The organism is Sphingopyxis sp. CCNWLW2, from assembly GCF_037095755.1.
GTDB lineage: Bacteria > Pseudomonadota > Alphaproteobacteria > Sphingomonadales > Sphingomonadaceae > Sphingopyxis.
On sequence record NZ_JBAWKJ010000003.1, the window covers coordinates 24,629 to 46,287 of the forward strand.

Genomic DNA, 21,659 nt, shown 5'->3' on the forward strand with positions numbered 1-21,659 from the left:
GCTCATGCGACTTTACCACTGTGACAACAGCCGTTCGTTTCGCGCGCTCTGGGCGCTTGAAGAAGTGGGTGCGGCCTATGAGCTGATATCGCTCACCTTTCCGCCCCGCGAGACGGCTCCCGACTATCTCGGGGTCAATCCGCTCGGCACGGTCCCCTTTCTTGTCGACGGGGAGACGCGAATGACCGAGTCGGCGGCGATCTGCCAATATCTGGCCGATCGCCATCCCGGCGCCCGGCTGAATGTCGCCCCCGATGCTTCGCGTTACGGCGATTATCTGAACGCGCTTCACTATGGCGAAGCGACGCTGACGGTGCCGCAGGCGATCTATCTTCGCTACGCGCTCTTCGAAGCGGAGGAGCGGCGCAGCGAACAGGTGGCGGAAGACTATCGGGTCTGGTTCCACGCCCGGCTCAGCTGGCTGGACGTCATGCTCGCGCGCGGCCGCTTTGTTGCCGGGGATGATTTTACCATCGCCGATATCTCGACGGGCTATGCTTTGATGCTCGCGCGGCATTTCGGTCTCGACGACGGCATCTCGGATCGGCAGGCCGAATATTTCCGGGAGCTGATCGCCCGGCCAGCCTGGGGCCGGGCCTGTGCCCGCCAGGCCCCGGTGTAGAATCGCCGCCGGGCAGCCTTCTCAATCGAAGGTGAGAACGGCCTTCACGATCTTTCCCTCATGTTGATCGGCGACCGCCTCGTTCAGCTGTTCGAACGGATAGGCGCTGATCATTCTGTCATAGGGGAAGCGGCCCTCGAGATGCAGTGCGATCAACTCGGGAATGAAGCTGTCGGGCTCGCTGTCGCCTTCGATAATCCCCTTGATCGTGTATCCGAAGGTTAGAACGCTTGAGGCGGACCCCGGCAATGGCTGGGCCGGATCGGCCGGGATGCCAAGAAGTCCGAGCGTGCCATGCGGTCTAAGGGACGATAGCGCGGCGTGCATGACGGGGCCGATTCCGGTGGTGTCGAGGGCATTGTCGATCCCGGCACCCGTGATTGCACGGACAAACGGAGCGAGCTTGCCTTCGGCAGGATCGTGCACCGCCGTGGCGCCAAGTTCGAGGGCCAGTTCGCGCCGCTCGAGCTTGGGGTCGGAGACGATGATGATGCTACAGCCCGCCACGACCGCCGCGAGAACGGCACTCAGACCAACCGAGCCGCCGCCTGTGATAAGTAGCGACGAGCGCGGGGGACATTTGAGCGCGCGCAGCACCGCGCCGGCGCCCGTCTGCACGCCGCAGCCTAGCGGTGCCAGCTTTTCGAACGGCAGGTCGGCATCGATCTTCACGACATTTGTCTCATAGGCAACGGCGTGGCTTGCAAAGGACGATTGACCGAAGAAGTTACCCGATACCGCTTGGCCATCGAGGCAAAGCGTTTTGCTCCCGTCGTGGCGGCACCCGCTATAGTTCAGTGCGACCGCCGATTCGCAATAGGTCGGCTCACCGGAACTGCACCGCTGGCAATGGCCGCACGAGCGGAAAGTCAAAATCACCCGGTCCCCTGGCGCAACCTTGCGCACGGCGGCACCCGTCTCAACGACAACCCCGGTGCCCTCATGTCCGAATACGGCGGGAAGTGGGATTGGGAGTATCTGGTCACGCGCGACAAGGTCCGTGTGACAAAGCCCGACCGCCTTAATTTCGACGAGGATTTCGTCATCCCGAAGAGCATCAAGTTCGATATCGACAAACTCGAAGGCCGAACTCTTGCTCCGCGTCACTGCAGCCCTGATTCTCATGTTGCTCTCCCTAGCTTGGCCTCCTTTGCGACGAGCGACAGGGATTGGCCCCCTCTGAAAATGGGGGGAGTCGGCTTTCGCCAAATTCGACCTGAAAGCTGACTGGCCGATATCGGCCAGATGGGGTGGTAGCTGCGGTCAGCACTGAGTCACGCTTCAATCAAAAAGCGAAGCATGAGAGACCACACAATCTAACCCTCTTCCGCGATTCGGACCCTGAGGCCATCCAGCGCCTCATCGAGCACGATCTGGCACGACAGCCGCGAACCTACGGCTCGGTGATCGGAGCTATCGAGAAGATCGTCCTCGTCGGCCGACATGGCCGGCAACTTTGCCGCGAACTCAGGCGCGACGATCACGTGGCAGGTCGCGCAGGAACAGCATCCCCCACATAAGGCGAGCAACTCGTCGAAGCCATTGTCGCGGATCGTTTCCATGAGCGTTGCGCCGACGTTGCCTGAAATCTCGCGCGCAATCCCATCGCGCGGCTCAACCGAAATCCGTATCATTTTCTGCCTCTGTCCACTTCAAGAAATAGCCGCGCCGCCGTAGACGGATTTTACCTCGAGATATTCGTGAAGGCCGTAAATTCCCCACTCCCGGCCATTCCCCGACATCTTGTACCCACCGAACGGGGCCGCGGAATCGAGCGAGGCGCCGTTGATATGCACCATGCCGGTGCGCATCCGGGCGGCGACGGCCTTGCAGGCGAGGGGGTCCGGTCCCCAGACTTGGCCCGAGAGGCCGTATGGCGAGGCGTTTGCGATCGCGATCGCCTCGTCGACACTGTCATAGGCGATGATGGCGAGGACGGGGCCGAATATCTCTTCGCGCGCGACGATCATCTGGGGCACCACGTCGGTGAAGATCGTCGGCCTCACGAAATAACCGGGCGCGAGCCCCTCCGGGCAATCCGGGCCGCCCGCGATCAGACGGCTGCCCTCGGTCATCGCGGCGTCGATGAGCTGCCGGACGCGGCCATATTGCGCCGCGTTGGCGACCGGTCCCAGATCGGGCGAGGTTTCGGGCAAGCCGACCGTCATCGCGTCGGCGGTGCGCGCCGCGATCCGGTTCACATCATCGAGCGCGGCGCGCGGCACGAGCAATCGCGTCGGCGCGTTGCAGCTCTGTCCGCTGTTGAGCATGCACGCGCGCACGCTCGCGGGAATCGCGGTTTCCATGTCGGTGCCGGGCAGGATTATGTTAGCGGACTTGCCCCCCAGTTCGAGGGCGACGCGTTTCACGGTCGGCGCGGCGTTGGTCGAAATCGCAATGCCCGCGCGCGTCGATCCGGTGAACGACACCATATCGACATCGGGATGCCGCGTCAGCGTGTCGCCGATCCCCGAACCCGTGCCGTGGACGAGGTTGAACACGCCTTTTGGCAGGCCCGCCTTGTCGATGATGTCCGCAAGGATCGCGGCATCGAGCGGAGCCAGTTCGCTGGGTTTCAGCACCATTGTACAGCCCGCCGCCAGGGCCGGCGCGACCTTGGTCGCGATCTGGTTCATCGGCCAGTTCCAAGGCGTGATGAGCACGCAAACGCCGACGGGCTCGCGGCGCAAGAGGGTCGAGCCCAACGGTTCCTCGAAGGCGAAGTTTTCGAGAACCCGGATCACTTCGCCGAAATGCTGCGGCCCTGAGGGCGCCTGCGCTTCGCGCGCCAGCCCCACGGGGGCGCCTATTTCGTCCATGATCGTGTCGGCAATCTCGTCGCCCCGCGCGATCAGCGCCGCGTTGATCGCGCGCAAAAAGGAAAGCCGCTCCTCGCGCGAGGTCATCGACCAAGCCGGGAAGGCGGCACGCGCCGCGGCAATGGCCGTCTCCGCATCGGCCGCACCGCCCAGCGCAACCTGACCGATCGCGGCCCCGGTCGCCGGATTGACGATATCGGCCAGCTCTGCATCAACCGGGCTAACCCAGCGGCCCTCGATGTAGAAGCGCGTCGCGCCCGTCATGCCCGGCTTACTTTTCGTCGAGCTGCGATTTGTAGAATTGCGCGCCCTGTCCGCCCGCGGCGCGGATGCCGCGAAACTCCCAGTCGCCGCCCATCGCGGTGGAAATCACTTCCTCGGACTCGGTCGGCTGGGCGCCGCAATCGTCGCGGATCGGAGTCGGACCATGGACGATCCGGTTGCTCAGCTTGCCGAGTCCCTCGACCTCGACCTCGACGAGGTCGCCGGGTTCGACGGGGCGGCTGTTGGCGGGGGTCCCGGACAGCAGGACATCGCCCGGCTCCAGCGTGATCGTCCGCGCGATGTCGGCCACCAGGTAATGCATGTCCCATTCCATATTGTCGGTGGTGTCGCTCTGCTTGAGCTCGCCATTGACATAGGTGCGGATCCATTTTTCCCGGAAATCCCAGCCGGTCACCAGCCCGGGTCCGATCGGGCAGAGCGTGTCCGATCCCTTGACCCGCAGCATCGACCCGGAATCGGTGTCGCGAAAATCGTGGAGGCCGTAATCATTGGCGACCGAATAGCCGAGGATATAGTCGCCCGCTTCCGACGGCGCGATGTTGCGGCAGGTCTTGCCGATCACGATCGCGATCTCGCCTTCGAAATTCAGCCATTTGCAGCGCTCGGGACGGACGATATCGCCGTTGTGGGTGTTGAGCGCGGTGACCGGCTTGTGGAAATAAGTCGGCGCCGCGGGCAGCTTGGTAATGAACTCCTCGACGCGGCTGTGATAGTTGAGATGGACGCAGATGATCTTGCTCGGGTTGCAGGGAGCGAGATGCACCGCCTCGTCGACGCCGATGCTGCGCCCGTCGCGGGTGACCAGGCGATCGCCCTCGCGCGTGGCGAGGATCGGATAGCCATCGAGGAGGATGCGGCGATATTCGACGGTCATGGGATGCTCCTGAAACTAGGCGCCGATCTAACCCTGCCAGCGACCACCTGGATTGGCCAATTTGGCCAAGTTGGATTCAGCCGCGCGCGCTAGGCCGGGATAAATTCAGATGAGGAGTGACCATGTCCACGCTCAAGGGCCTATTCTATCCGCGCACGCCGACGGGGCAGGCTTCGATCGTCCCGCCGGTTCCGTGGCATTATTCGGGTGAGCTGATCACGCTGGAATATCGCACCGATCCCGCCAAGGTCGCCGCGCTTTTGCCCGAGGGCTTCGAACCGGCCGACGAGGATCCTGGTGCGGTCGCCGCGATCTGGGCCGATTGGCAGAGCGTCAGCGAGGTTCCGGGCCATATCCTCGACCCCATCCGCGTGCAGTATAAGGAGATGTTTTTCGTCGTCCGCTGCAAGTTCCAGGGCAGACATTATTCGCGCTGCATCTATATCTGGGTCGACAAGGAATTCGCCTTGCTGCGCGGGCAGCATCAAGGCTACCCGAAAAAGCTCGGCTCGATCCACATGAGCCGGCCGGTCGTCGTCGGCCGGGCCGGGCCACGGCTCGAACCCGGCGGCACCTTCGGCGTGACGCTCGCCGCGTTCGACCGGCGCCTGGCCGAAGGGCGCTTCACTATCACCGAAGCCTGCGAGCGCCCCGGTTTCGTCAACGGCCTGCCGATGGCGCATAGCCGCTGGATGCCGACGATCGAGACCGATGGCACCGACAGCCTGAACGAAGTCGTCACCATGTCGAGCTTCGACGTCGAGCTGGGGCGGTGCTTCAAGGGCGATTTCGACCTGTCGCTGTTCGACTCGCCGGTCGAGGAACTGTTCGATATCGCGCTGCAGGAAAAGATCGCTGGCTACTGGCACGAGGTCGGCGTGTCGTGGAAAGCCGGCACAACGCTGTGGCGCCAGAATATCGCGTGACGATCGCGGACTGGCACGCGCATATCTATTTCGACGCCGACGAGGCGGACGCGGCCCGCGAACTGGGCGAAACGATGTGCGCGGTGCTGGGCGTCGCCATGGGGCGCGTCCATAGCGTCCCCGTCGGCTCGCATCCACGCGGAAGCCGCCAGAAGACGATAGCGCAGGACCAGATCGCGAAAGCATTGCGCTGGCTGGTGCAGCCCGCGGCCGGTTCACCATCTTCCTGCACGCGAACAGTGGCGACGATTGGCGCGATCACACCGCGCATGTCGTCTGGCTGGACGAGAGCGAACTGCTCAATCTAGATGTGTTTCGGCGGAAACTGGAAAGCTGACGTACGATCCGCAGGCAGGCGCGTGCCTGACCTCCCATCCTCAGCGCACGGACCCGTCCAGTATCTGCAAGGTCTTGAGGTCCGAATGGAAATCGAGGGCATAGTCGCCGCCCTCGCGGCCAAGGCCCGAAATCCCGATGCCGCCGAACGGCGCGGTCAGGTCGCGGACGAGGAAGGTGTTCACCCACACGGTGCCGCCGCGAACCCGGCGGCCCACGCGCTCGGCCCGCGCCGCATCGCCGGTATAGACCATGGCGGACAGACCATAGGCGGTCGAATTGGCGAGCGCGATCCCTTCGGCCTCGCCGGAGAAGGTCTGGAAGGTCAGCACCGGGCCGAACACTTCGTTCTGAACGACTTCGCTGTCGTTCGATTTGGGGAGGATCAGCGTCGGCTCGATGAAGTTCATGCCCTCCTGCCAGCGCGTCCCGCCGCGAATGACCGTGTCACCCGCCGTGCGTGCGCGGTCGATGAAGCCCATGACGCGATCGACATGCGCGGGGTGGATCAGCGCAGACATGGTCGTCGCCGGGTCGCGGCTGTCGCCCAGCATATGGGCATCGGCATAAGTATGGAATTTCTCGAGGAACTGATTGGCTATGCTGTCCTCGACGATGATTCGGGTGCCGGCCATGCAGACCTGGCCGCTGTCGTCATATTGGCCGGCGGCTTTCTTTGCGGCGGCGTCGATATCGGCGTCGGCGAACACCAGCAGCGGCGATTTTCCGCCCAGCTCGGCGGTGAACGGCACGATAGTCTCCGCCGCCGCCTTGCCGATCACGCGCGCGGTGGGGACCGATCCGGTGAAGCTGATCCGCTTGACGCGGGGGTCGCCGACCAGCACCGCGCCGACCTCGCTTCCCAGACCCTGCACGATGTTGAACACGCCGGGCGGAAAGCCGGCCTCATCGATCAGGTCGGCGAGCAGCGACGCCGACAGCGGCGACCATTCGGCGGGTTTCAGGATCACCGTGTTGCCCGCCGCCAGCGCCGGCGCGCACTTCCACGTCGATAGCATGAACGGGGCGTTCCACGGCGTGATGATTACGGCCAGGCCGGCGGGCATCCGGATGACGCGGTTGGCGGTCCCCTTCGACGACCAGACGCGCTCGACATGCTCCTCGGCAAGGTCGGCATAGCTTCTGAAGTTGAGCGCGGCGCGCGCGATCACACGCAGGCGCAAGCTTTCGTGCAGCATGGCCATGTCCAGACATTCGACGATCGCGATCGGTTCGATATTCGCCTCGATCAGGTCCGACAGCCGCCGCATGATCGCGCCGCGTTCGGCGGGCGCCATGGCTGCCCAGGCTGGAAAGGCGGCGGTCGCCGCTTCGACCGCCAGCGCGGCGGTCTCCGCGTCGCCGCGCGATACATCGGCGAGTTTGCGGTCCCAATCGAACGGACAGCGGGTCTCGAAGGTCGAAGCCGAGGACACGCGCCGGCCGCCGATGAAATGATCGGGCGATACGCTAACGCCCTCGATATTGACGCGATCGCGCATGGATTTAACCCTCAGATATAATGCAGGTAATAGGCGATATGTTCGGCGTCCAGCTTGCCCGCCAGCGTGCGAAGTTCTTCGCGCTTGATCGCGATGAAATTGTCGATCAGCGCCGCGCCGACGGCCTGTTTCAGCACGGCGTCGGCATCGAGTGCGTCGAGCGCGTCGCCCAGCGCGTGTGGGGTGTGGCGCGCCGTATTGGCCTGGTCCAGGCCGTCGCTCGTTTCGGGCGGAGGGAGGGGATATTCCTTTGTCACGCCGAGCAACGCGGCTTGCAGGGCCGCGGCCAGCGCGAAGTGCGGGCTCGCGGCACAATCGGCCAACCGATGTTCGATGCGCGCCGCCGATCCGGTTTCGGCCGAAACGCGGACGGTCACCGCGCGATGATCGATTCCCCAATTTGCCCAATAGCCCGACAGGCTGGCCGGCTGGAGCCGGGCGTAGCTGTTGGTCAGCGGCGCCATGATTCCGGCGAGTGCTTCATGATGTTCCAGCAGCCCCGCGATGCACCCGGCCATGATGTCGCCCGGGCGCCCGTTCGCCGCGTCGTCCGCAAAGATATTATCGCCCTGCGCGTCCTTGAAGCTGAGATTGAAGTGCAGCCCGCTGCCGCTCTTGTCGGCAAAGGGTTTTGGCAGGAAAGACAGAAGATAGCCGCGCTTATAGAGGATTTCGCGCGCCATTTGCCGGAATAGAAAAGCGTCGTCGGCGGCCTTCAGCGCATCGGCATAGCGCAGGGTCAGTTCGAACTGGGGCGCGTCGAATTCGGCGTTGATCGATTCGATCGGAAGGTTGCACTGGTCGGCGCAGGACCAGATATCGTCCACCAGGCCTGCGGGATCGCTGAACGGACCCGTCCCATAAACGAAGGCGCCCGGCGTGTCGTAAGGGACCCATCCGCCATCGGCGCCGCGCTGGAAGATATAGGCTTCCATTTCGATGCCGACCATCGGTTCGAGCCCGATCGCGCGCCAGCCTTCGATCGCGCGCTTGAGCGCGGAGCGTCCGCACAGGGCGAAGGGCGCGCCTTTGAACAGGAGGTCGGCCAGCGCGATCTGGGTATTGTCTTCCCAGGCGGCGCGCAGGTCTTCGGGATCGAAGGCGGCCTCCATGTCGGGCAGCCCGTCCAGCATGCCGCCGCCGGGGGCGTCCACCATCACCTTGTCATAGGTGACCGCATAGGTGCCGACGCACAGCCGCGCGTGCCCCTTCGCCGCCTCGCTCATCGGCACATATTTGCCCCGCGCGAGGTTGAGCTGGTCCGCAAACAGGATACGAACGCGCGGCTTCGCGCCGAGCTGCTGGCGCATGGCGCCCGATTTGGCCTGCGAAAGCTCGTTCATGTCGCCCCTCAAATTTGCTCCACCTTCAACGGCAGATGCTTGATCCCGTGGATGAAATTGGACCGCAGATAGCTGTGCTGCGCGGTCTGTTCGATCCGGCGCACGCGCAGCGCGAGTTCCTGCATCACGATCTTGACCTCCAGCTTGGCGAGCCACATGCCGAGGCAGATGTGCGGGCCACCCTGTCCGAACGATAGAAAGGGATTGCGCGGCCGCTTGAGGTCAATCGTGTAGGGATCGGGGATCGCGGTCTCGTCGCGGTTGCCCGACGCGAACCACAGCAGCACCTTGTCGCCCGCCTTCACCGATTTGCCGTGATAGTCGAAGTCGCGGGTCGCGGTACGGCGGAAATGCGTGGTCGGCGACGCCCAGCGGATCATCTCGTCGGTGGCCTCGTCCCAATGGGCAAAGTCGCTACGCTGAATTTGGGCCAGCAGCGCGGGATCATTGGCCAGCGCGTGAAGCGTCGCGGAGAGGCTGTAGCGCGTCGTATCATTGCCCGCCGCGACCAGCAGGCAGAAGAAATTCTTGAACGCGTCGCGCGACATCCGCGTGCCGTGGCTCGTTTCATCCAGCACCAGGTTGAGGACACCGATCTGCTCGCCCGCGGCCATCCGGTCGAGCAGGCTGTCTGCGTAATCGAACAATTCGATCGCCGAGGGCGAGCGGAACGGAAGAAAGCGGTATGCGTCGGTATCGACCTTGTCGATCACGAAGTCGGTATAGTCGGGATCGGCGTTCGAGATCAGCGCGTCGCCCTTTTCGACCAGCCAGGCGCCATCGGCTTCGGGCACGCCCATGATCTGCGCGAGCATCTGCATCGGCAGTTTGCGGGCGATCGCATCGACGGCATCGAACTCGCCCGCGCCGAGCGCGACGTCGAGAAGGTCGGTGACGATCTTGCGGATCTGGCCTTCGAACCCGGCGACGGTCGATCGCGAAAAAGCCTTGGCGACCAGAGCCCGGAAGGCGCGATGTTCGGGCGCGTCGGTTTCCTGGAAGGTCTTGCGGGCTTCGAATTCATCCGCAGTCTGATCCTCCATGCGGATGCCGCGGGCGGACGACAGCAGGTCGGGCTGGCGATTGAGATCGAGCAGGTCGGCATGGCGCGTGACGTTCCAGAAACCGCGACTGCCATCGGCCATGTCGATCCAGGCCATCGGATCCTCGCGGCGCAGCCGGTCGAAGGTCGCGCACGGCAGGCCTTCGTTGAAGGCGTCCTGCGACGAAAGGTCGACGAACGCATCGGTCGCCCTCGAGAAGGGATAATCTACCATGAACAAAAGCCTATGCCGTGGCTTCGGGCGTGACTTGGCCAAAACGGACAAGCTTGCCCGCGCCAAGTCCGCCATGGTCGTGATCGAAGGATTTTAAGGAGTTGGACAATGGGTGAGATCGTCGGCGCCGCGCTGCTTGCGCATGCCCCCACCATCATGCTGCCGAAGGAAGTTCGCTATGAACTGAACGAAGGCAAGGAGATCAGCCTGGTGCCGGGGCTGCATCGTTTCCGCGCGGAGGTGATGGAGGTGCTTCGACCCGACACGGTCATCCTGTTCGACAGTCACTGGTTCACCACGGTCGAATTCTGTGTGACCGCGCACGACCGACGCGCCGGAAAATACACGTCGGACGAGCTGCCCCGCGGGATGAGCCAGATACCCTATGATCTGAAGGGAAATCCCGATCTGGCGCGAAGCGTCGCCGCCCATGCGACCGCGTGCGGCGTGCGGACCAGCGCCATCGACGATCCTTATCTGCCGATCCATTACCCCACGATCAACATCGCCGATTATCTGCACGGCGGCGAGGAATGGATCAGTGTGGGCTGTGCCCAGACGGGAGAAACGCCTGACTTTCTGAGGGTCGGCGAGGGGGTTGGCAAGGCGATCGCCGAATCCGACCGGCGCGTGCTGCTGATCGCCAGCGGGTCGATGAGCCATCGTTTCTGGCCGCTTTCCGAACTCGAGAAACACGAAGCGTCGGATCCGATCCACATTTCCCGACCCGAGGCACGCGAAGCGGATTATGAGCGGCTGGAATGGTTCCACAAGGGTGACCACGCTTCCGTAATCGATACAATGCCCGAGTTTCTGAAGCATGTCCCCGAGGCGCGCTTCGGTCATTATCTGATGATGGCCGGCGCCTGCGGCGGCCGCAACTGGACATGGCCGGGCGTGCGCTATTCCGACTATGAAAATGCGACCGGCACCAGCCAGGTGCATGTCTATTTCGCACGGACCTGAGCCAAAGCCACCATCCTCATCTCTTCGCGGGGACGACTCGGAATATCAGCCATCGCGTCCGAGAACACAGGTTTCGATCCAGTTGATGATCTCCAGCCGGCGCCTGCGATCGTCGGTGATGTCGGCATCGACGCCGAGTTGCCAGGCGAGGCCGGCATCGGCCGGGTCTGCGGCCAGCCCGGTCAGCCGCTTCACATAGTCGTCAAGCGACGCATGGTCGGCGAAGAAGCCCTGTTCGACCATATTGTCGGCATAGAGGGTGTAGAGCTGCACCAGCTGGGCGATGTCGAATTCGGGATGATATTGCACCGCCCAAACGTCCGATTTGCTGACGGGGATGATCGCTGCCTGGACAAGGCTGTGCTCGTTCGAGGCCAGCAAGGTCGCGCGATCGGGCAGCCGCGTGACCTCGTCATAATGGATGCAGGGCGCATCGAATACGCCTCGCTTGCCAGCGAACATCGGATGGCCGCGCCCATCGTCGTTGAGCAGGATCTTGCGGGCAAAGCCGACCTCGCGCCCCTTGGCATTATATTCGACAAGCCCACCGGCCGCCATGACGGCGATCTGCAATCCCCAGCAACTGCCGAAAATCGGCAGCCCCGCCGCACCCGCCTCTGCTACCAGCGCAATCTGGTTGGTGACGGCGAACTCCGGATCATAAGCGTGCAGCGACGACCCGGTGATGACCATGCCGTCATAGTCCAAAAGCGCGCGCCCTCCCGGTATCGCCCAATCTTCGTCCGCGGCGTTGACCACGTCCAGTTCCAGATCCGGAAAATGCGCCCGGATCGCGAGCGCGTAAATTTCCGAGGACGAACGGACGCCGAGTTCGGCTCCCGATTTTCGCTTGGAGGCGGTGTTGCCTTCCATCAGCAAGAGGCTTGGCATCGATATTGATCTCAATGTTTCGTGGCGGAAAGGGCGGCGCGGAATTTCTGGGGCGGCGTGCCCGCCCAGCGAGTGAAGGCCCGGGTGAAGGTCGAATGTTCGGCATAGCCCAACCGCAAGGCGATTTCGGCAATGGAGGCGCCGGGCCTGACCCGGAATTCCAGAACCGCCTGCCGCATCTTGCAGTCGTCGAGCAGGTGCTGAAACGATGTGGCCTCGTCCGCCAGACGCCGGCGCATCGTGCGGCTCGACATCCCGATTTCACGTGCCAGATGATCCTGGTTGATGTCGCCGTCTGACAGACGGGAGAAAATAATGCCGGCGAGCCTTTCGCGTGCCGGGCGTCGTCGGCGGCGCTCCGCGAGGCTGGACGAAAGCCGCTTGAGATCGCAGGGGCGGTCGAATTCGGGCATCGGGCGATCGAGCATCGCGACGGGCAGCCTGATGCTGTTGGCTTCGCATTCGAACTCGAGCTGACCTTGCCCCAGCTTCAACCCGGTGTCGCTTTTCCGGCATTCAAAGCCGAGTTCGACGAATTCCATCGCCTCAGGAACCGCCATCTTCACGATCTTGGTGATGATGCCCAGGCTGAACAGCGCATCTTGGTGGCGCGGCCAGATCGACGGGTCGAGAATCCGGTACGATATGGTCGCCATTTCCGAAGTCGTTTCGAGGTTCAGCCGCGAGGCATCCTGAAGCAGTTCAAAATTATCGGTCAGGCGCCGTAGCCCTCCGCCCAGCGTTTTCGCGCTCAACACGGCCTCGCCCACTTCGCCCAGTTCGGCGAGATCATATTCCTCACCGATCAGCCAGCTGGCGCTCGCATCGGACGAATGGTCGCCGACGAATTCGGCCATGCGGGTAAAATTGGTCAACGGGATCGTATCGCGGGCGCAATGCGCGGGGGCAGGGTCGATGCCCGCGGCAAGCAACGCGTCGGGTGCATCGACACCGAAATCATGGATACGATCCATCCAGCCGCTCAGGACCGTCGTGCGTACTTCCGCCGTGCTCATAACCATATCCCCCGATATGCTCGCCGAATCATTTTATGTTCGACCTTCCACTGGCTATCGATCGAAACATGCCGAAGTATTGACCAATAGGGTCGCAAAATTGATCATAAAGATCATCGGTTCCGCGAAGCTCGTCCGAGATTGTCCGAAGCTGCCAAGTGCCGGATGAGGAACCCACTTAACTGCCGATCGGGCCGGCGGGAGGGTCGCAGTCAATGTCCTTTGAAATCGACGTCAACAGCAAGGCCTCTGTCCTGAGCGCGGTTTCGCTTGGCACGCTGGGGGTGCTTTCGTTCATCGTCCAGCCGGCGCTGGTCCAGGGGTTTGTGACGCATCTCGGGCTGACCGAGCCGCAGGCCGTCAATCTAGCCGGTCTGGAAATGCTGGGCGTGGCGATCGCGACGATCCTGCTGACGCTGCCGATCAACCCCCTGAACTGGCGCCAGTCGCTGGCGGCGGGGCTGGCGCTGGCGATTATCGGCAACCTGGCCTCGGCGGCGTTGGTGGGAAGCGAGCAGCTCTGGATCGCGCGGCTGATCGCCGGCTTGGGGCACGGCGCGATCATCTCGCTCAGCTTTACCTTTGTCGGCCTGACCGCCCGGGTGGACCGCAATGTCGCCTGGTATCTTGTCGCGCTGCTCACCTATGGCGCGGCGGGATTGTGGCTGATGCCGGGCATCCTCGACAGCATCGGCATGGCGGGATTGTTCCTTGCCTTTGCGGTGCTGCTCACCGCAGGCTTTGCCACCCTGCGCCATATCCCCGCGTCCAGCGCCGCCCGTGTCGAGCCGAGCCCAACCGCGCGCCAGCTGGGCCTGGGGCTTCTGGCGGTCGGCCTCGCCGGGGTTCTAGCCTATAATATGGCGCAGGGGATCGCCTGGGCGATCCTGTTCCTGGTCGGCGTCGACGCCGGGATTTCGGAAGGCGGGGTGGCCCAGGTGCTGTTCGTCTCGCAGCTGTTCGCCATCGTCGGCGCGCTCTGTTCGGTCTATCTGGCCGGACGTTTCGGCCGTCGGGCACCGATCGCGGTCGGCATCCTCGCCGGCGCCGTCTGCATTTCGCTGTTGCTGGACCGCCCTTCGTTTGCCGTCTTCCTCGTCGCGGTCTGTGGTTTCAATCTCCTCTGGAATTTCGTCCTACCGTTCATTCTGGGCGCGATCGGCGATTTTGACGAGAAGGGCCGGATGATGGGGCTGGCCATCGCGATGCAGATGATCGGCCTTGGTGGCGGACCTTTGCTGGCGGCGCACCTGATCGGCGGCGGAAGCTATCGCCCCGCCGAACTCGCCTGCATCGGCTTTTTCCTGATCAGCTATCTTCTTTTGACCATACCGATGCTGCGCCATCGGGCCTTGCTTGCGGAGCGCGCTTGAAATGCCGGATACGCTTTGGAAACTGATGCAGCGCTTTCTGGACGACGCGCACGGCATGGCGGTCTTCAACCCGGCGACGGGGGAGAGGCTGGCGGCGGTGCGTAGCTATTCGATCGATGAGATCGATGCGATCGTCGCGCGGGCGGAGCGGGCGCGGAGGGATTGGGCGGCCTTGACCGCCAAGGTGCGCGCCGAACGGCTGCGCGACTGGTTCGTGCAGATCGTCGCCCATCGCGACCTGCTCGCGGCGCTTTGCACCGCCGAGTGCGGAAAGCCGCTTGCCGAGTCCCTCGGCGAGGTTGCCTATGCCGCCAGCTTCATCGAATGGTTCGCCGAAGAGGGCAAGCGCGCCTACGGCGAAACGATCCCCACCTTCGCCGCGGGCAAGGCGGTGATGACAGTCAAGGAACCGGTCGGGACCTGCACGGCGATCACGCCGTGGAATTTCCCCCTGGCGATGATCACCCGCAAGGTCGGGCCGGCGCTCGCGGCGGGATGCGCGATGATCGTGAAGCCCGCCGAAGCGACGCCGCTATCCGCACTCGCGCTCGAAGCGCTGGCGGCGCAGGCGCGGATCCCGCCGGACATCTTTCGCGTGGTGCCGTCGTCGGCACCTGCCGAAGTCGGCAAGCTCTTCTGCTCGCACCCGCTGATCCGCAAGATCAGCTTCACCGGATCGACGCCTGTCGGCAAGCAGCTGCTCGCCCAGGCGGCCGGCACGGTGAAGCGCGTCAGCATGGAACTGGGCGGCAACGCCCCATTCATCGTCTTCGACGACGCCGACCTCGACGCCGCGGTTGACGGCCTGATGCTGTCCAAGTTCCGCAACGCCGGGCAGACATGCGTGTGCGCCAATCGCGTGCTGGTCCAGGACGCGGTGCATGATGCGTTCGTCGCAAAGCTGGTCGACCGGGTCACCAAGCTGAAGGTCGGCAACGGGGCGGAGAAAGGCGTCGAGATCGGCCCGCTGATCGACGACCGCGCGATGGCGAAAGTTACGGCGCTCGCGGCGGACGCAGTGTCGGTGGGGGCCGTCGTCGCGTGTGGCGGCGAACGCCATGATGCGGGCGCGCGTTTCTTCGCACCGACCGTGCTGACCGGCGTCACGCAGGACATGCCGATCGCACAGACGGAAATTTTCGGCCCGATCGCGCCCGTCATCCGTTTTTCCGACGAAGCGGAAGCGATCCGGCTGGCGAACGATACGCCGTTCGGCCTCGCCGCCTATTTCTACGCGCGCGACGTTGGCCGCGTCTGGCGCGTCACGAACGCGCTCGAATATGGCATGGTCGCGGCCAATGAGGGGGCACTGTCCACTGAAATCGCGCCGTTTGGCGGCGTGAAGGAATCCGGCCTCGGCCGCGAAGGATCGCGCCACGGCCTCGATGAATATCTCGAACTCAAATATGCATTGATTGGAGGATTATCCGCATGACCACCAACGCGGAACTGTGGAATCGCCGCGAAGCCGCCGTGCCGCGCGGCGTAACGTCGATGCACCAGCGGTTTTTCGCGCGCGGCGCCAATGCCGAGGCTTTCGACGCGGAGGGCAATCGCTACATCGATCTCGCGACCGGCATCGCCGTGTGCAACACCGGCCATGGCGATCCGCGCATCATCGCGGCGGTCAAACGCCAGCTCGACGCCTTTTCGCACTGCTCGTTTCAGGTCACACCATATGAAAACTACATCGCGCTCGCCGAACAGCTGAACGCGATCGCGCCGATCGCGGGCGACGCCAAGACGATCTTTTTCACGACCGGGGCCGAGGCGCTGGAAAATGCGGTGAAGATCGCGCGCGCCCACACCGGACGGCGGGGCATTGTCACGTTCCAGGGCGGCTATCACGGCCGCACCCTCCTGACGCTGGCGATGACAGGGAAAGTCTTGCCCTATAAGGCGAAGTTCGGCCCGATGCCGACCGACGTGTTCCACACCCGTTTCCCGATCCCCTATCACAGCTTTTCGGACGAACAGGCGATCGAAGGGCTCCACAACCTGTTCGCATCGTCGATCGAGCCATCCGCCGTCGCGGCCATCGTGCTCGAACCGGTGCTTGGCGAGGGCGGTTTCTACACGGCGTCCTACGCCTTTTTCAAAGCGCTGCGCGCGCTCTGCGACGCGCACGGCATCCTTTTGATCGCCGATGAAGTCCAGACCGGTTTTGCGCGCACCGGGCGGATGTTCGCGATGGACTGGGTGCGCGAGGCCAATGGCGTGACCCCCGACATGATGACGGTAGCCAAGGCGATGGCGGGCGGTTTTCCGGTCTCGGGCGTCATTGGCCGCGCCGATGTCATGGACGCGCCCGACCCCGGCGGATTGGGCGGGACCTATGGCGGGTCGCCGCTGGGCTGCGCCGCCGGCCTCGAAGTGCTGAAGATCATCGAGAGCGACAATCTGTGCGACCGCGCGGTGATGATCGGAAACCGCATCAAGGAACGGCTGCGCGCGATCGCGCAGAGCGGCCTGGACATGATCGGCGACGTTCGCGGTCCCGGCGCGATGATCGCGATGGAGCTGGTGCAGGACCGCGATCCGGCCCGGCCCGATCCGGACATGGCGAAAGCGGTGGTGCAGGAAGGCGCGAGGGAAGGGCTGCTGATGCTGTCCTGCGGCCTGCGCGGTAATGTCGTCCGCTTCCTGCCCGCGCTGTCCGCGAGCGACGCGATTATCGACGAAGCGCTGGGCAAGCTCGAAATCCTATTGCGCCGCCTGTCGCCGGATTGACCGCATCGGCAAAGCACGCGCGGAAGCGGTGTTTCATGATCTCCTGACCATCGGCGTCATAAGGCCGAGGTCCGGAGGAGAATAGGCCGATGCGCGCTGCCCTTGCACTGACCGTTTCGACAGCGGCGATGGCTTTGCCCACCCCCACGCAGGCGCAGGACGCGCCGGTGCCAGCCGAACAAACATCGGGTGAGGAAAGCGGCGGTTTCGGCGACATCGTCGTCACCGCGCAAAAGCGCAGCGAGAATCTGCAGAAGGTACCGATCTCGATTTCGGCCTATTCGGGCGAGCAGCTCGAAGCGCTCGGCATCTCGGACACCACCCAGATAACGCAGCAGATCCCCGGCCTTCGGCTCAACGCCTGGTCGCCGAACATCACAATATTTTCGCTGCGCGGCGTATCGCAGAACAACTTTACCGACAATCTCGAAGCGCCGGTCGCGGTCTATGTCGACAACGCCTATATGGGATCGATCAACGGCGTCTCGGGCCAGTTGTTCGATACTGAGCGGGTAGAGGTCCTGCGCGGGCCGCAGGGAACGCTCTTTGGCCGCAATGCCACGGGCGGGTTGATCCATTATCTCAGCCGCGATGCCAGCGAGAGCGAACTCAACGGCTATGCCGAGGCGAGCTATGGCCGGTTCAACGACTGGTCGCTCGAGGGCGCGGTCGGCGGCGCGCTGACCGAGACGATCCGGTTTCGCGCCGCAGGCCGCGTGAACAAGGCCGACGGCTATGTGAAATCGCGCGACACCGATGCCGCTGCCGGTCTGGTCGGCAGCGGACAGGATCTGGGCGGCAAGGACGGCTGGGCCATTCGCGGCACGATCCAGGCCGATATCACGCCCGATCTGAAGCTCAACCTGTGGGCGAAACATTCGGAGGACAATGACGTCGCGACCGGCGGCTATGTTTTCGACAATTGCGACTTCCAGGCCAACGGCTATTGCAGCGTCGACGACGCCGGGCTGTCCAACGGCACGGGCGGCGTGATCAACGGCGTCACCGGCGACCCGGCGTCCCCCTTCGAACATTTCGGTGAGCGTCCCGGCTATCTGAACCGCAAGGCGACGATCCTCCAGGCTGACTGGACGTGGGACCTGGGCGGCGTCGAGCTGACCTCGATCACCAACGCGGTCAATTTGCGCAAAACCTATGGCGAGGATGGCGATGCCACGCCCCTGCTGGTGATCAACTTCGATACCGGCATCAAATACAAGCAGTTCAGCCAGGAGCTGCGCCTGTCGGGCGAGAGCGATCGCTTCAAGTGGCAGACCGGTCTCTATTATCTCGACATGGATCTCGACGGCTTCATCCGACTGCGCGGCGCGCCCGTCTTCGGCACCGCGATCGGGATCAATGGCACCGCGGTCGATCCGCTGGTTGCACAGTCCTACCTGCTCGAATCGCGAAACTGGTCGATCTTCGGACAGGGCGAATATGAACTCTCCGACCAGCTCAGCATCACGCTGGGCGCGCGCTATTCGAAGGACAAGAAGTCGATCGACTATCGCGCCGTCCTCAGTGACCCGACGGTCGGCCCCGATGCGACCTTCTCCTCGACACCCGCGTTCGAACTCGCCGTTCCGGGCGTCAGCCGGATCAACTATGGTGATTGGGCCGCGCGCGCCGCGCTCAACTACAAGCCGAACGACGATACGATCATCTTCGCGTCGTGGAACCGCGGCATCAAGGGCGGAAACTGGTCGCTGGGATCGGACGTCGTCGCGCAGAATTTCAAACATCGCCCCGAAACGCTGAACAGCTTCGAACTGGGCTTCAAGACTGCGCTCGCCGATCGCGCGCTGCGGATCAACGGGACGCTCTTCCACTATATCTATGACGATTATCAGGCGTTCGCGGTGGTCGGCGGTGTGCCGCAGGTCGGCAATTCGGATGCGCGGTCAACTGGCGCCGAACTCGAACTCTTCTGGTCGCCTTCGGATCGCTTCGATGCGATCCTCGGCGCGACGTGGCAGAAATCGAAGGTCGACCAGGTCGATGGCCCCGGCGAGCAATTCGGTCCCGAATTCTTCCCCGGCGCGCCCGATGCGCAATATTGCACCAATCAGGGCGGCTTCTTCTTCTGCGACTTCCCGCAGGACACGATCACCGACGCGAAGTTTCCCAACGCCCCACGCTTCAGCCTGAATTATATGCTGCGCTACAATATCGACGTCGGCACGGGCAATCTCGCGGCGCAGGTCGACGGTGCTTGGTATGGCAAGCAATATCTCGAGGTGACCAATGGCCTCTCGTCGTTGCAGCGGGCCTATAATGTCAGCAATTTTTCGCTGACCTATGATCATGAACCCAGCGGATTGAGCGTGTCGGGCTGGGTCAAGAATCTGTTCGATCAGGCATATCGCGCCTATACGCTCAACCTGGGCATATTGGGCACGACCTCCTTCTTCGCGCCGCCGCGAACCTATGGCGCGACGGTTAGATATTCGTTCTGATTGCGGGGCCTTCGCGGCGCGGAAGGCCCCCGCTTCATGTCCGGTTTGCCTTTCGCCAGCGGGACGGCGTCATCCCGGCCTGTTTTTGAAAGGCGCGGGTAAAGCTGGCCGCTTCGGCGTAGCCGCAGGCCAGCGCGATGTCGGACACGGTTCGGTTGCTCGAAAACAGCAGTTGCCGGGCGAACCCCAGGCGGCGTTCATTTACAAGCTCGCCAAAGCGCGGCCCTTCGGCGGCCAGGCGGCGCATCAAGGTTGCGCGCGAGCAACCCAGCGTCCGCGCGACGGCATCGAGGCCGGGCAAATCGTCGGGGGGATGCGCCATCAGCAAGTCGCGAACCTGCTCCGCCGTCGACGGATCGACACGGTTGCCCTGCATCCGCGCCTTGAGATGGCCGGCGATGATCGGAAACAATTCGGTGCTCATCGCGGTTGACCCTCGGCCAAGCAACTCGACAGGCAGATAAAGCCGATTGTGCGGCTGCTCGAAATAGACCGGGCAATCGAAATAGCATTCATACCAGGACAGCGCCCCCTGCCGCTCGTGCTCGAAATGCACTTCGGTGGGCGACGAACTCCGGCCGAGATATTGACGCATCAGATTGCACATGACGCCCAGCGAATATTCGCTGTCCTGACGCCGCGGCGTGATTCCATCGTCCCGGATGCCATAAGTGAAATGGCTGATTTTCTTCTCGACGACGAAACCGTTGAAGGTCGCTTCCTGCATGGCGTCGAGATATTCGGTGAAGGTCTGAAACGCCTGGCCGAATGTGGGCGCGCTGAGGAACAGGAAGCTCAAGGGTCCGAGGCCGTCCGCGCTCATGACCCGGGCGGCATGCATCCCGAAATGCGGATTGCCGGCGGCGGTCGCGGCATGTTCGAAGAACCGCACATAATCTGCCAGCGGGACCGCGCCATCGCGATCATCGACGCTGTCGGGGGCGATGCCATGTTCTTCAAGCAACGGCGCCGATGCGATGCCCGTCAGTTCGAGGCAATCGCGAATATGGCGGACGATTTGCGTCGAAATACTGGGGTGGAGTTGGTTCATAGGGTGGCGCCTTGCCGTGGCAACCTTACGCGGGGCTTTGGGCTTGGATTCCAGCGTCGGTCTGGGCGATGCTGGCGGCGCGGGAGGTGCAGATCAGACCGACAAGGTCCGATTGGCGTAGAGCCCCTGTTTTTGCGAGCACCTGTTTGAGCTGGAAGCGTGCCGTAAAGACCGAAATTCCCTTGTCCGCTGCATAGCCGCTGATCGTCTCGCCCCGGCAGATCGCCGCCGCGAGCGACGCCTCGGCACGGGTCAGGCCGTAAAGTTGACCCAGCAGGGGGGGCGACACATTCGTGCGTTCGGCGCCGGCACGAAACAGGAGCAGCGCCGCTCTTGCCTGTCCGCTGCCATCGGGCAGGGCAATGCCGCTGATATGGATGAGGTCGGCGCACTTGCCAAAGGCCGCGCCCGCATTGCGGCCGCACGCGACCTCGCCGAGCAGTGCGCGCAGGTGCTGGTCATCGTGCGGGGTGCGGCCGACCAGTTGCCCGTCGGCCAACGCCAATTCGCCATGATCGGCGACCATGCGTTCGACAGCGGCGTTGTAGCGCAGCGTGAAGCCGTCGGCGCCAAGGAGAACAAGGCCGCAATTAAGGCGGCCGACAACCTCGAGCAATACGGCTTCGCGCTCGCTCAGAAGCGCCGATTTCCGGCTCATGTCGAAGACCTGCCGTATATGCGGCATGAACTGCGCGACCGCTCGCAATGTCTCGCCCTCAAACGCCCAGCGATTGTCGGCATCGCCGTGGAGCGCGAGCAGCACTGTCTCGCCATTGTCCATCTCGACCCGTGCCCCGAGGAAGGAGTGCAGCCCCGCCGCAGCGAGCCGCTTGCGCATGCGTTTCACGTCGGGATCGCGGATGTCGAGGCTTTCCTCGTCCCGGAAGAAGGCGACGTCGGGCATCGGCGGGCTGTGCTGCGTGACCATCCGCGGGTTATGCGCATCGGGTATCGGCGCGGTCGCGCCCGACCGGATGGTCAGTGCATCGACACCGCTCCATCGTGTCGCCATTCGGTCGCCGCCACGCTGGACGCGTTGAACGACTGCACTGCGGACGCCGATCATGGTACGAAAGCGGTCCAGCACATCGGGCCATAGCGCAGAATTCTCCGCGCAGCGATAAGTTTGCGCAAGCAGGTCGGAGGTCGCAGTGTCCATGTCTTCTCCCTGTCATATGCCTACAGCATA

General features: G+C 63.5%; 18 protein-coding genes and 1 pseudogene. 8 read left to right on the forward strand and 11 right to left on the reverse strand.

The annotated features are described in order from the left end of the window. Positions 1-4 precede the first annotated feature (4 nt). Positions 5-622: a glutathione S-transferase family protein gene (locus V8J55_RS17645; protein WP_336446915.1), complete on the forward strand. Its 618-nt coding sequence runs from the start codon at positions 5-7 to the stop codon at positions 620-622. A 21-nt stretch (positions 623-643) separates the two neighbouring features. Here V8J55_RS17645 and V8J55_RS17650 read toward each other — a convergent pair whose 3' ends face one another. The 4 genes from V8J55_RS17650 to V8J55_RS17665 form a co-directional block, all read right to left on the reverse strand. Next, complete coding sequence (locus V8J55_RS17650) at positions 644-1,747, reverse strand: NAD(P)-dependent alcohol dehydrogenase (RefSeq protein WP_336446916.1); 1,104 nt, start codon at positions 1,745-1,747, stop codon at positions 644-646. A 191-nt stretch (positions 1,748-1,938) separates the two neighbouring features. Next, complete coding sequence (locus V8J55_RS17655; RefSeq protein WP_336446917.1) at positions 1,939-2,256, reverse strand: 2Fe-2S iron-sulfur cluster-binding protein; 318 nt, start codon at positions 2,254-2,256, stop codon at positions 1,939-1,941. Between the two features lie 18 nt (positions 2,257-2,274). After that, a complete protein-coding gene (locus tag V8J55_RS17660) occupies positions 2,275-3,705 on the reverse strand; it encodes an aldehyde dehydrogenase family protein (RefSeq protein WP_336446918.1) in 1,431 nt (476 codons plus the stop codon). A 7-nt stretch (positions 3,706-3,712) separates the two neighbouring features. After that, positions 3,713-4,600 carry a fumarylacetoacetate hydrolase family protein gene (locus tag V8J55_RS17665; RefSeq protein WP_336446919.1) on the reverse strand — a complete coding sequence of 296 codons (888 nt, stop codon included), beginning with the start codon at positions 4,598-4,600 and terminating at the stop codon, positions 3,713-3,715. 122 nt (positions 4,601-4,722) lie between these two features. On the opposite strand from V8J55_RS17665, the gene V8J55_RS17670 reads away from it, so the two are divergent. After that, on the forward strand, positions 4,723-5,526 hold the full coding sequence (locus tag V8J55_RS17670) for an acetoacetate decarboxylase family protein (RefSeq protein WP_336446920.1): 804 nt from the start codon (positions 4,723-4,725) through the stop codon (positions 5,524-5,526). Next, positions 5,523-5,863: pseudogene (locus V8J55_RS17675) on the forward strand (DOPA 4,5-dioxygenase family protein). Before V8J55_RS17670 ends, V8J55_RS17675 begins: the two are co-directional and overlap by 4 nt. A gap of 40 nt (positions 5,864-5,903) precedes the next feature. Here V8J55_RS17675 and V8J55_RS17680 read toward each other — a convergent pair. From V8J55_RS17680 to V8J55_RS17690, 3 genes are read right to left on the reverse strand one after another with little or no spacing between them, the layout of a single operon-like run. Beyond that, complete coding sequence (locus V8J55_RS17680) at positions 5,904-7,364, reverse strand: aldehyde dehydrogenase family protein (RefSeq protein ID WP_336446921.1); 1,461 nt, start codon at positions 7,362-7,364, stop codon at positions 5,904-5,906. An 11-nt stretch (positions 7,365-7,375) separates the two neighbouring features. Next, positions 7,376-8,707 carry a glutamine synthetase gene (locus V8J55_RS17685; RefSeq protein ID WP_336446922.1) on the reverse strand — a complete coding sequence of 444 codons (1,332 nt, stop codon included), beginning with the start codon at positions 8,705-8,707 and terminating at the stop codon, positions 7,376-7,378. Positions 8,708-8,715: 8 nt separating this feature from the next. Beyond that, entirely contained in the window at positions 8,716-9,984 is a 1,269-nt protein-coding gene (locus V8J55_RS17690; protein ID WP_336446923.1) for a cytochrome P450, read from the reverse strand. 108 nt (positions 9,985-10,092) lie between these two features. Here V8J55_RS17690 and V8J55_RS17695 point away from each other — a divergent pair, with 108 nt between their 5' ends. Further along, a complete protein-coding gene (locus V8J55_RS17695) occupies positions 10,093-10,950 on the forward strand; it encodes a catechol 1,2-dioxygenase (RefSeq protein WP_336446924.1) in 858 nt (285 codons plus the stop codon). A 45-nt stretch (positions 10,951-10,995) separates the two neighbouring features. On the opposite strand, the gene V8J55_RS17700 is transcribed toward V8J55_RS17695, so the two are convergent. After that, on the reverse strand, positions 10,996-11,841 hold the full coding sequence (locus tag V8J55_RS17700; protein WP_336446925.1) for a type 1 glutamine amidotransferase: 846 nt from the start codon (positions 11,839-11,841) through the stop codon (positions 10,996-10,998). An 11-nt stretch (positions 11,842-11,852) separates the two neighbouring features. After that, the gene (gene qhpR / locus V8J55_RS17705) at positions 11,853-12,863 is read right to left on the reverse strand and encodes an AraC-like transcriptional regulator QhpR (RefSeq protein ID WP_336446926.1); all 1,011 of its coding nucleotides are present in this window, start codon (positions 12,861-12,863) and stop codon (positions 11,853-11,855) included. A 209-nt stretch (positions 12,864-13,072) separates the two neighbouring features. Between qhpR and V8J55_RS17710 the strand changes: the two genes are divergently transcribed. The 4 genes from V8J55_RS17710 (at position 13,073) to V8J55_RS17725 (ending at position 19,419) form a co-directional block, all read left to right on the forward strand. Then, on the forward strand, positions 13,073-14,230 hold the full coding sequence (locus V8J55_RS17710) for an MFS transporter (RefSeq protein WP_336446927.1): 1,158 nt from the start codon (positions 13,073-13,075) through the stop codon (positions 14,228-14,230). 1 nt (position 14,231) lies between these two features. Further along, positions 14,232-15,665 (forward strand): NAD-dependent succinate-semialdehyde dehydrogenase, encoded by a 1,434-nt coding sequence (locus V8J55_RS17715; protein ID WP_336446928.1) that lies wholly within the window; start codon positions 14,232-14,234, stop codon positions 15,663-15,665. Then, positions 15,662-16,960: a 4-aminobutyrate--2-oxoglutarate transaminase gene (gene gabT, locus V8J55_RS17720; protein ID WP_336446929.1), complete on the forward strand. Its 1,299-nt coding sequence runs from the start codon at positions 15,662-15,664 to the stop codon at positions 16,958-16,960. Before V8J55_RS17715 ends, gabT begins: the two co-directional genes overlap by 4 nt. 89 nt (positions 16,961-17,049) lie before the next feature. Beyond that, positions 17,050-19,419, forward strand: coding sequence for a TonB-dependent receptor (locus V8J55_RS17725; RefSeq protein ID WP_336446930.1), 2,370 nt, complete (start codon positions 17,050-17,052; stop codon positions 19,417-19,419). Positions 19,420-19,453: 34 nt separating this feature from the next. Here V8J55_RS17725 and V8J55_RS17730 read toward each other — a convergent pair whose 3' ends face one another. Both V8J55_RS17730 and V8J55_RS17735 read right to left on the reverse strand, forming a co-directional pair. Continuing rightward, positions 19,454-20,470: an AraC family transcriptional regulator gene (locus V8J55_RS17730; protein ID WP_336446931.1), complete on the reverse strand. Its 1,017-nt coding sequence runs from the start codon at positions 20,468-20,470 to the stop codon at positions 19,454-19,456. A 25-nt stretch (positions 20,471-20,495) separates the two neighbouring features. After that, a complete protein-coding gene (locus V8J55_RS17735; RefSeq protein ID WP_336446932.1) occupies positions 20,496-21,629 on the reverse strand; it encodes a helix-turn-helix transcriptional regulator in 1,134 nt (377 codons plus the stop codon). Positions 21,630-21,659 lie beyond the last annotated feature (30 nt).

What these genes read in the sequence shown, in the direction of transcription:
- V8J55_RS17645 (WP_336446915.1), top strand. Translation starts at nt 5, where the DNA reads ATGCGACTTTACCACTGTGACAACAGCCGTTCGTTTCGCGCGCTCTGG.
- V8J55_RS17650 (WP_336446916.1), bottom strand. Translation starts at nt 1,747, where the DNA reads ATGAGAATCAGGGCTGCAGTGACGCGGAGCAAGAGTTCGGCCTTCGAG.
- V8J55_RS17655 (WP_336446917.1), bottom strand. Translation starts at nt 2,256, where the DNA reads ATGATACGGATTTCGGTTGAGCCGCGCGATGGGATTGCGCGCGAGATT.
- V8J55_RS17660 (WP_336446918.1), bottom strand. Translation starts at nt 3,705, where the DNA reads ATGACGGGCGCGACGCGCTTCTACATCGAGGGCCGCTGGGTTAGCCCG.
- V8J55_RS17665 (WP_336446919.1), bottom strand. Translation starts at nt 4,600, where the DNA reads ATGACCGTCGAATATCGCCGCATCCTCCTCGATGGCTATCCGATCCTC.
- V8J55_RS17670 (WP_336446920.1), top strand. Translation starts at nt 4,723, where the DNA reads ATGTCCACGCTCAAGGGCCTATTCTATCCGCGCACGCCGACGGGGCAG.
- V8J55_RS17680 (WP_336446921.1), bottom strand. Translation starts at nt 7,364, where the DNA reads ATGCGCGATCGCGTCAATATCGAGGGCGTTAGCGTATCGCCCGATCAT.
- V8J55_RS17685 (WP_336446922.1), bottom strand. Translation starts at nt 8,707, where the DNA reads ATGAACGAGCTTTCGCAGGCCAAATCGGGCGCCATGCGCCAGCAGCTC.
- V8J55_RS17690 (WP_336446923.1), bottom strand. Translation starts at nt 9,984, where the DNA reads ATGGTAGATTATCCCTTCTCGAGGGCGACCGATGCGTTCGTCGACCTT.
- V8J55_RS17695 (WP_336446924.1), top strand. Translation starts at nt 10,093, where the DNA reads ATGGGTGAGATCGTCGGCGCCGCGCTGCTTGCGCATGCCCCCACCATC.
- V8J55_RS17700 (WP_336446925.1), bottom strand. Translation starts at nt 11,841, where the DNA reads ATGCCAAGCCTCTTGCTGATGGAAGGCAACACCGCCTCCAAGCGAAAA.
- qhpR (WP_336446926.1), bottom strand. Translation starts at nt 12,863, where the DNA reads ATGGTTATGAGCACGGCGGAAGTACGCACGACGGTCCTGAGCGGCTGG.
- V8J55_RS17710 (WP_336446927.1), top strand. Translation starts at nt 13,073, where the DNA reads ATGTCCTTTGAAATCGACGTCAACAGCAAGGCCTCTGTCCTGAGCGCG.
- V8J55_RS17715 (WP_336446928.1), top strand. Translation starts at nt 14,232, where the DNA reads ATGCCGGATACGCTTTGGAAACTGATGCAGCGCTTTCTGGACGACGCG.
- gabT (WP_336446929.1), top strand. Translation starts at nt 15,662, where the DNA reads ATGACCACCAACGCGGAACTGTGGAATCGCCGCGAAGCCGCCGTGCCG.
- V8J55_RS17725 (WP_336446930.1), top strand. Translation starts at nt 17,050, where the DNA reads ATGCGCGCTGCCCTTGCACTGACCGTTTCGACAGCGGCGATGGCTTTG.
- V8J55_RS17730 (WP_336446931.1), bottom strand. Translation starts at nt 20,470, where the DNA reads ATGAACCAACTCCACCCCAGTATTTCGACGCAAATCGTCCGCCATATT.
- V8J55_RS17735 (WP_336446932.1), bottom strand. Translation starts at nt 21,629, where the DNA reads ATGGACACTGCGACCTCCGACCTGCTTGCGCAAACTTATCGCTGCGCG.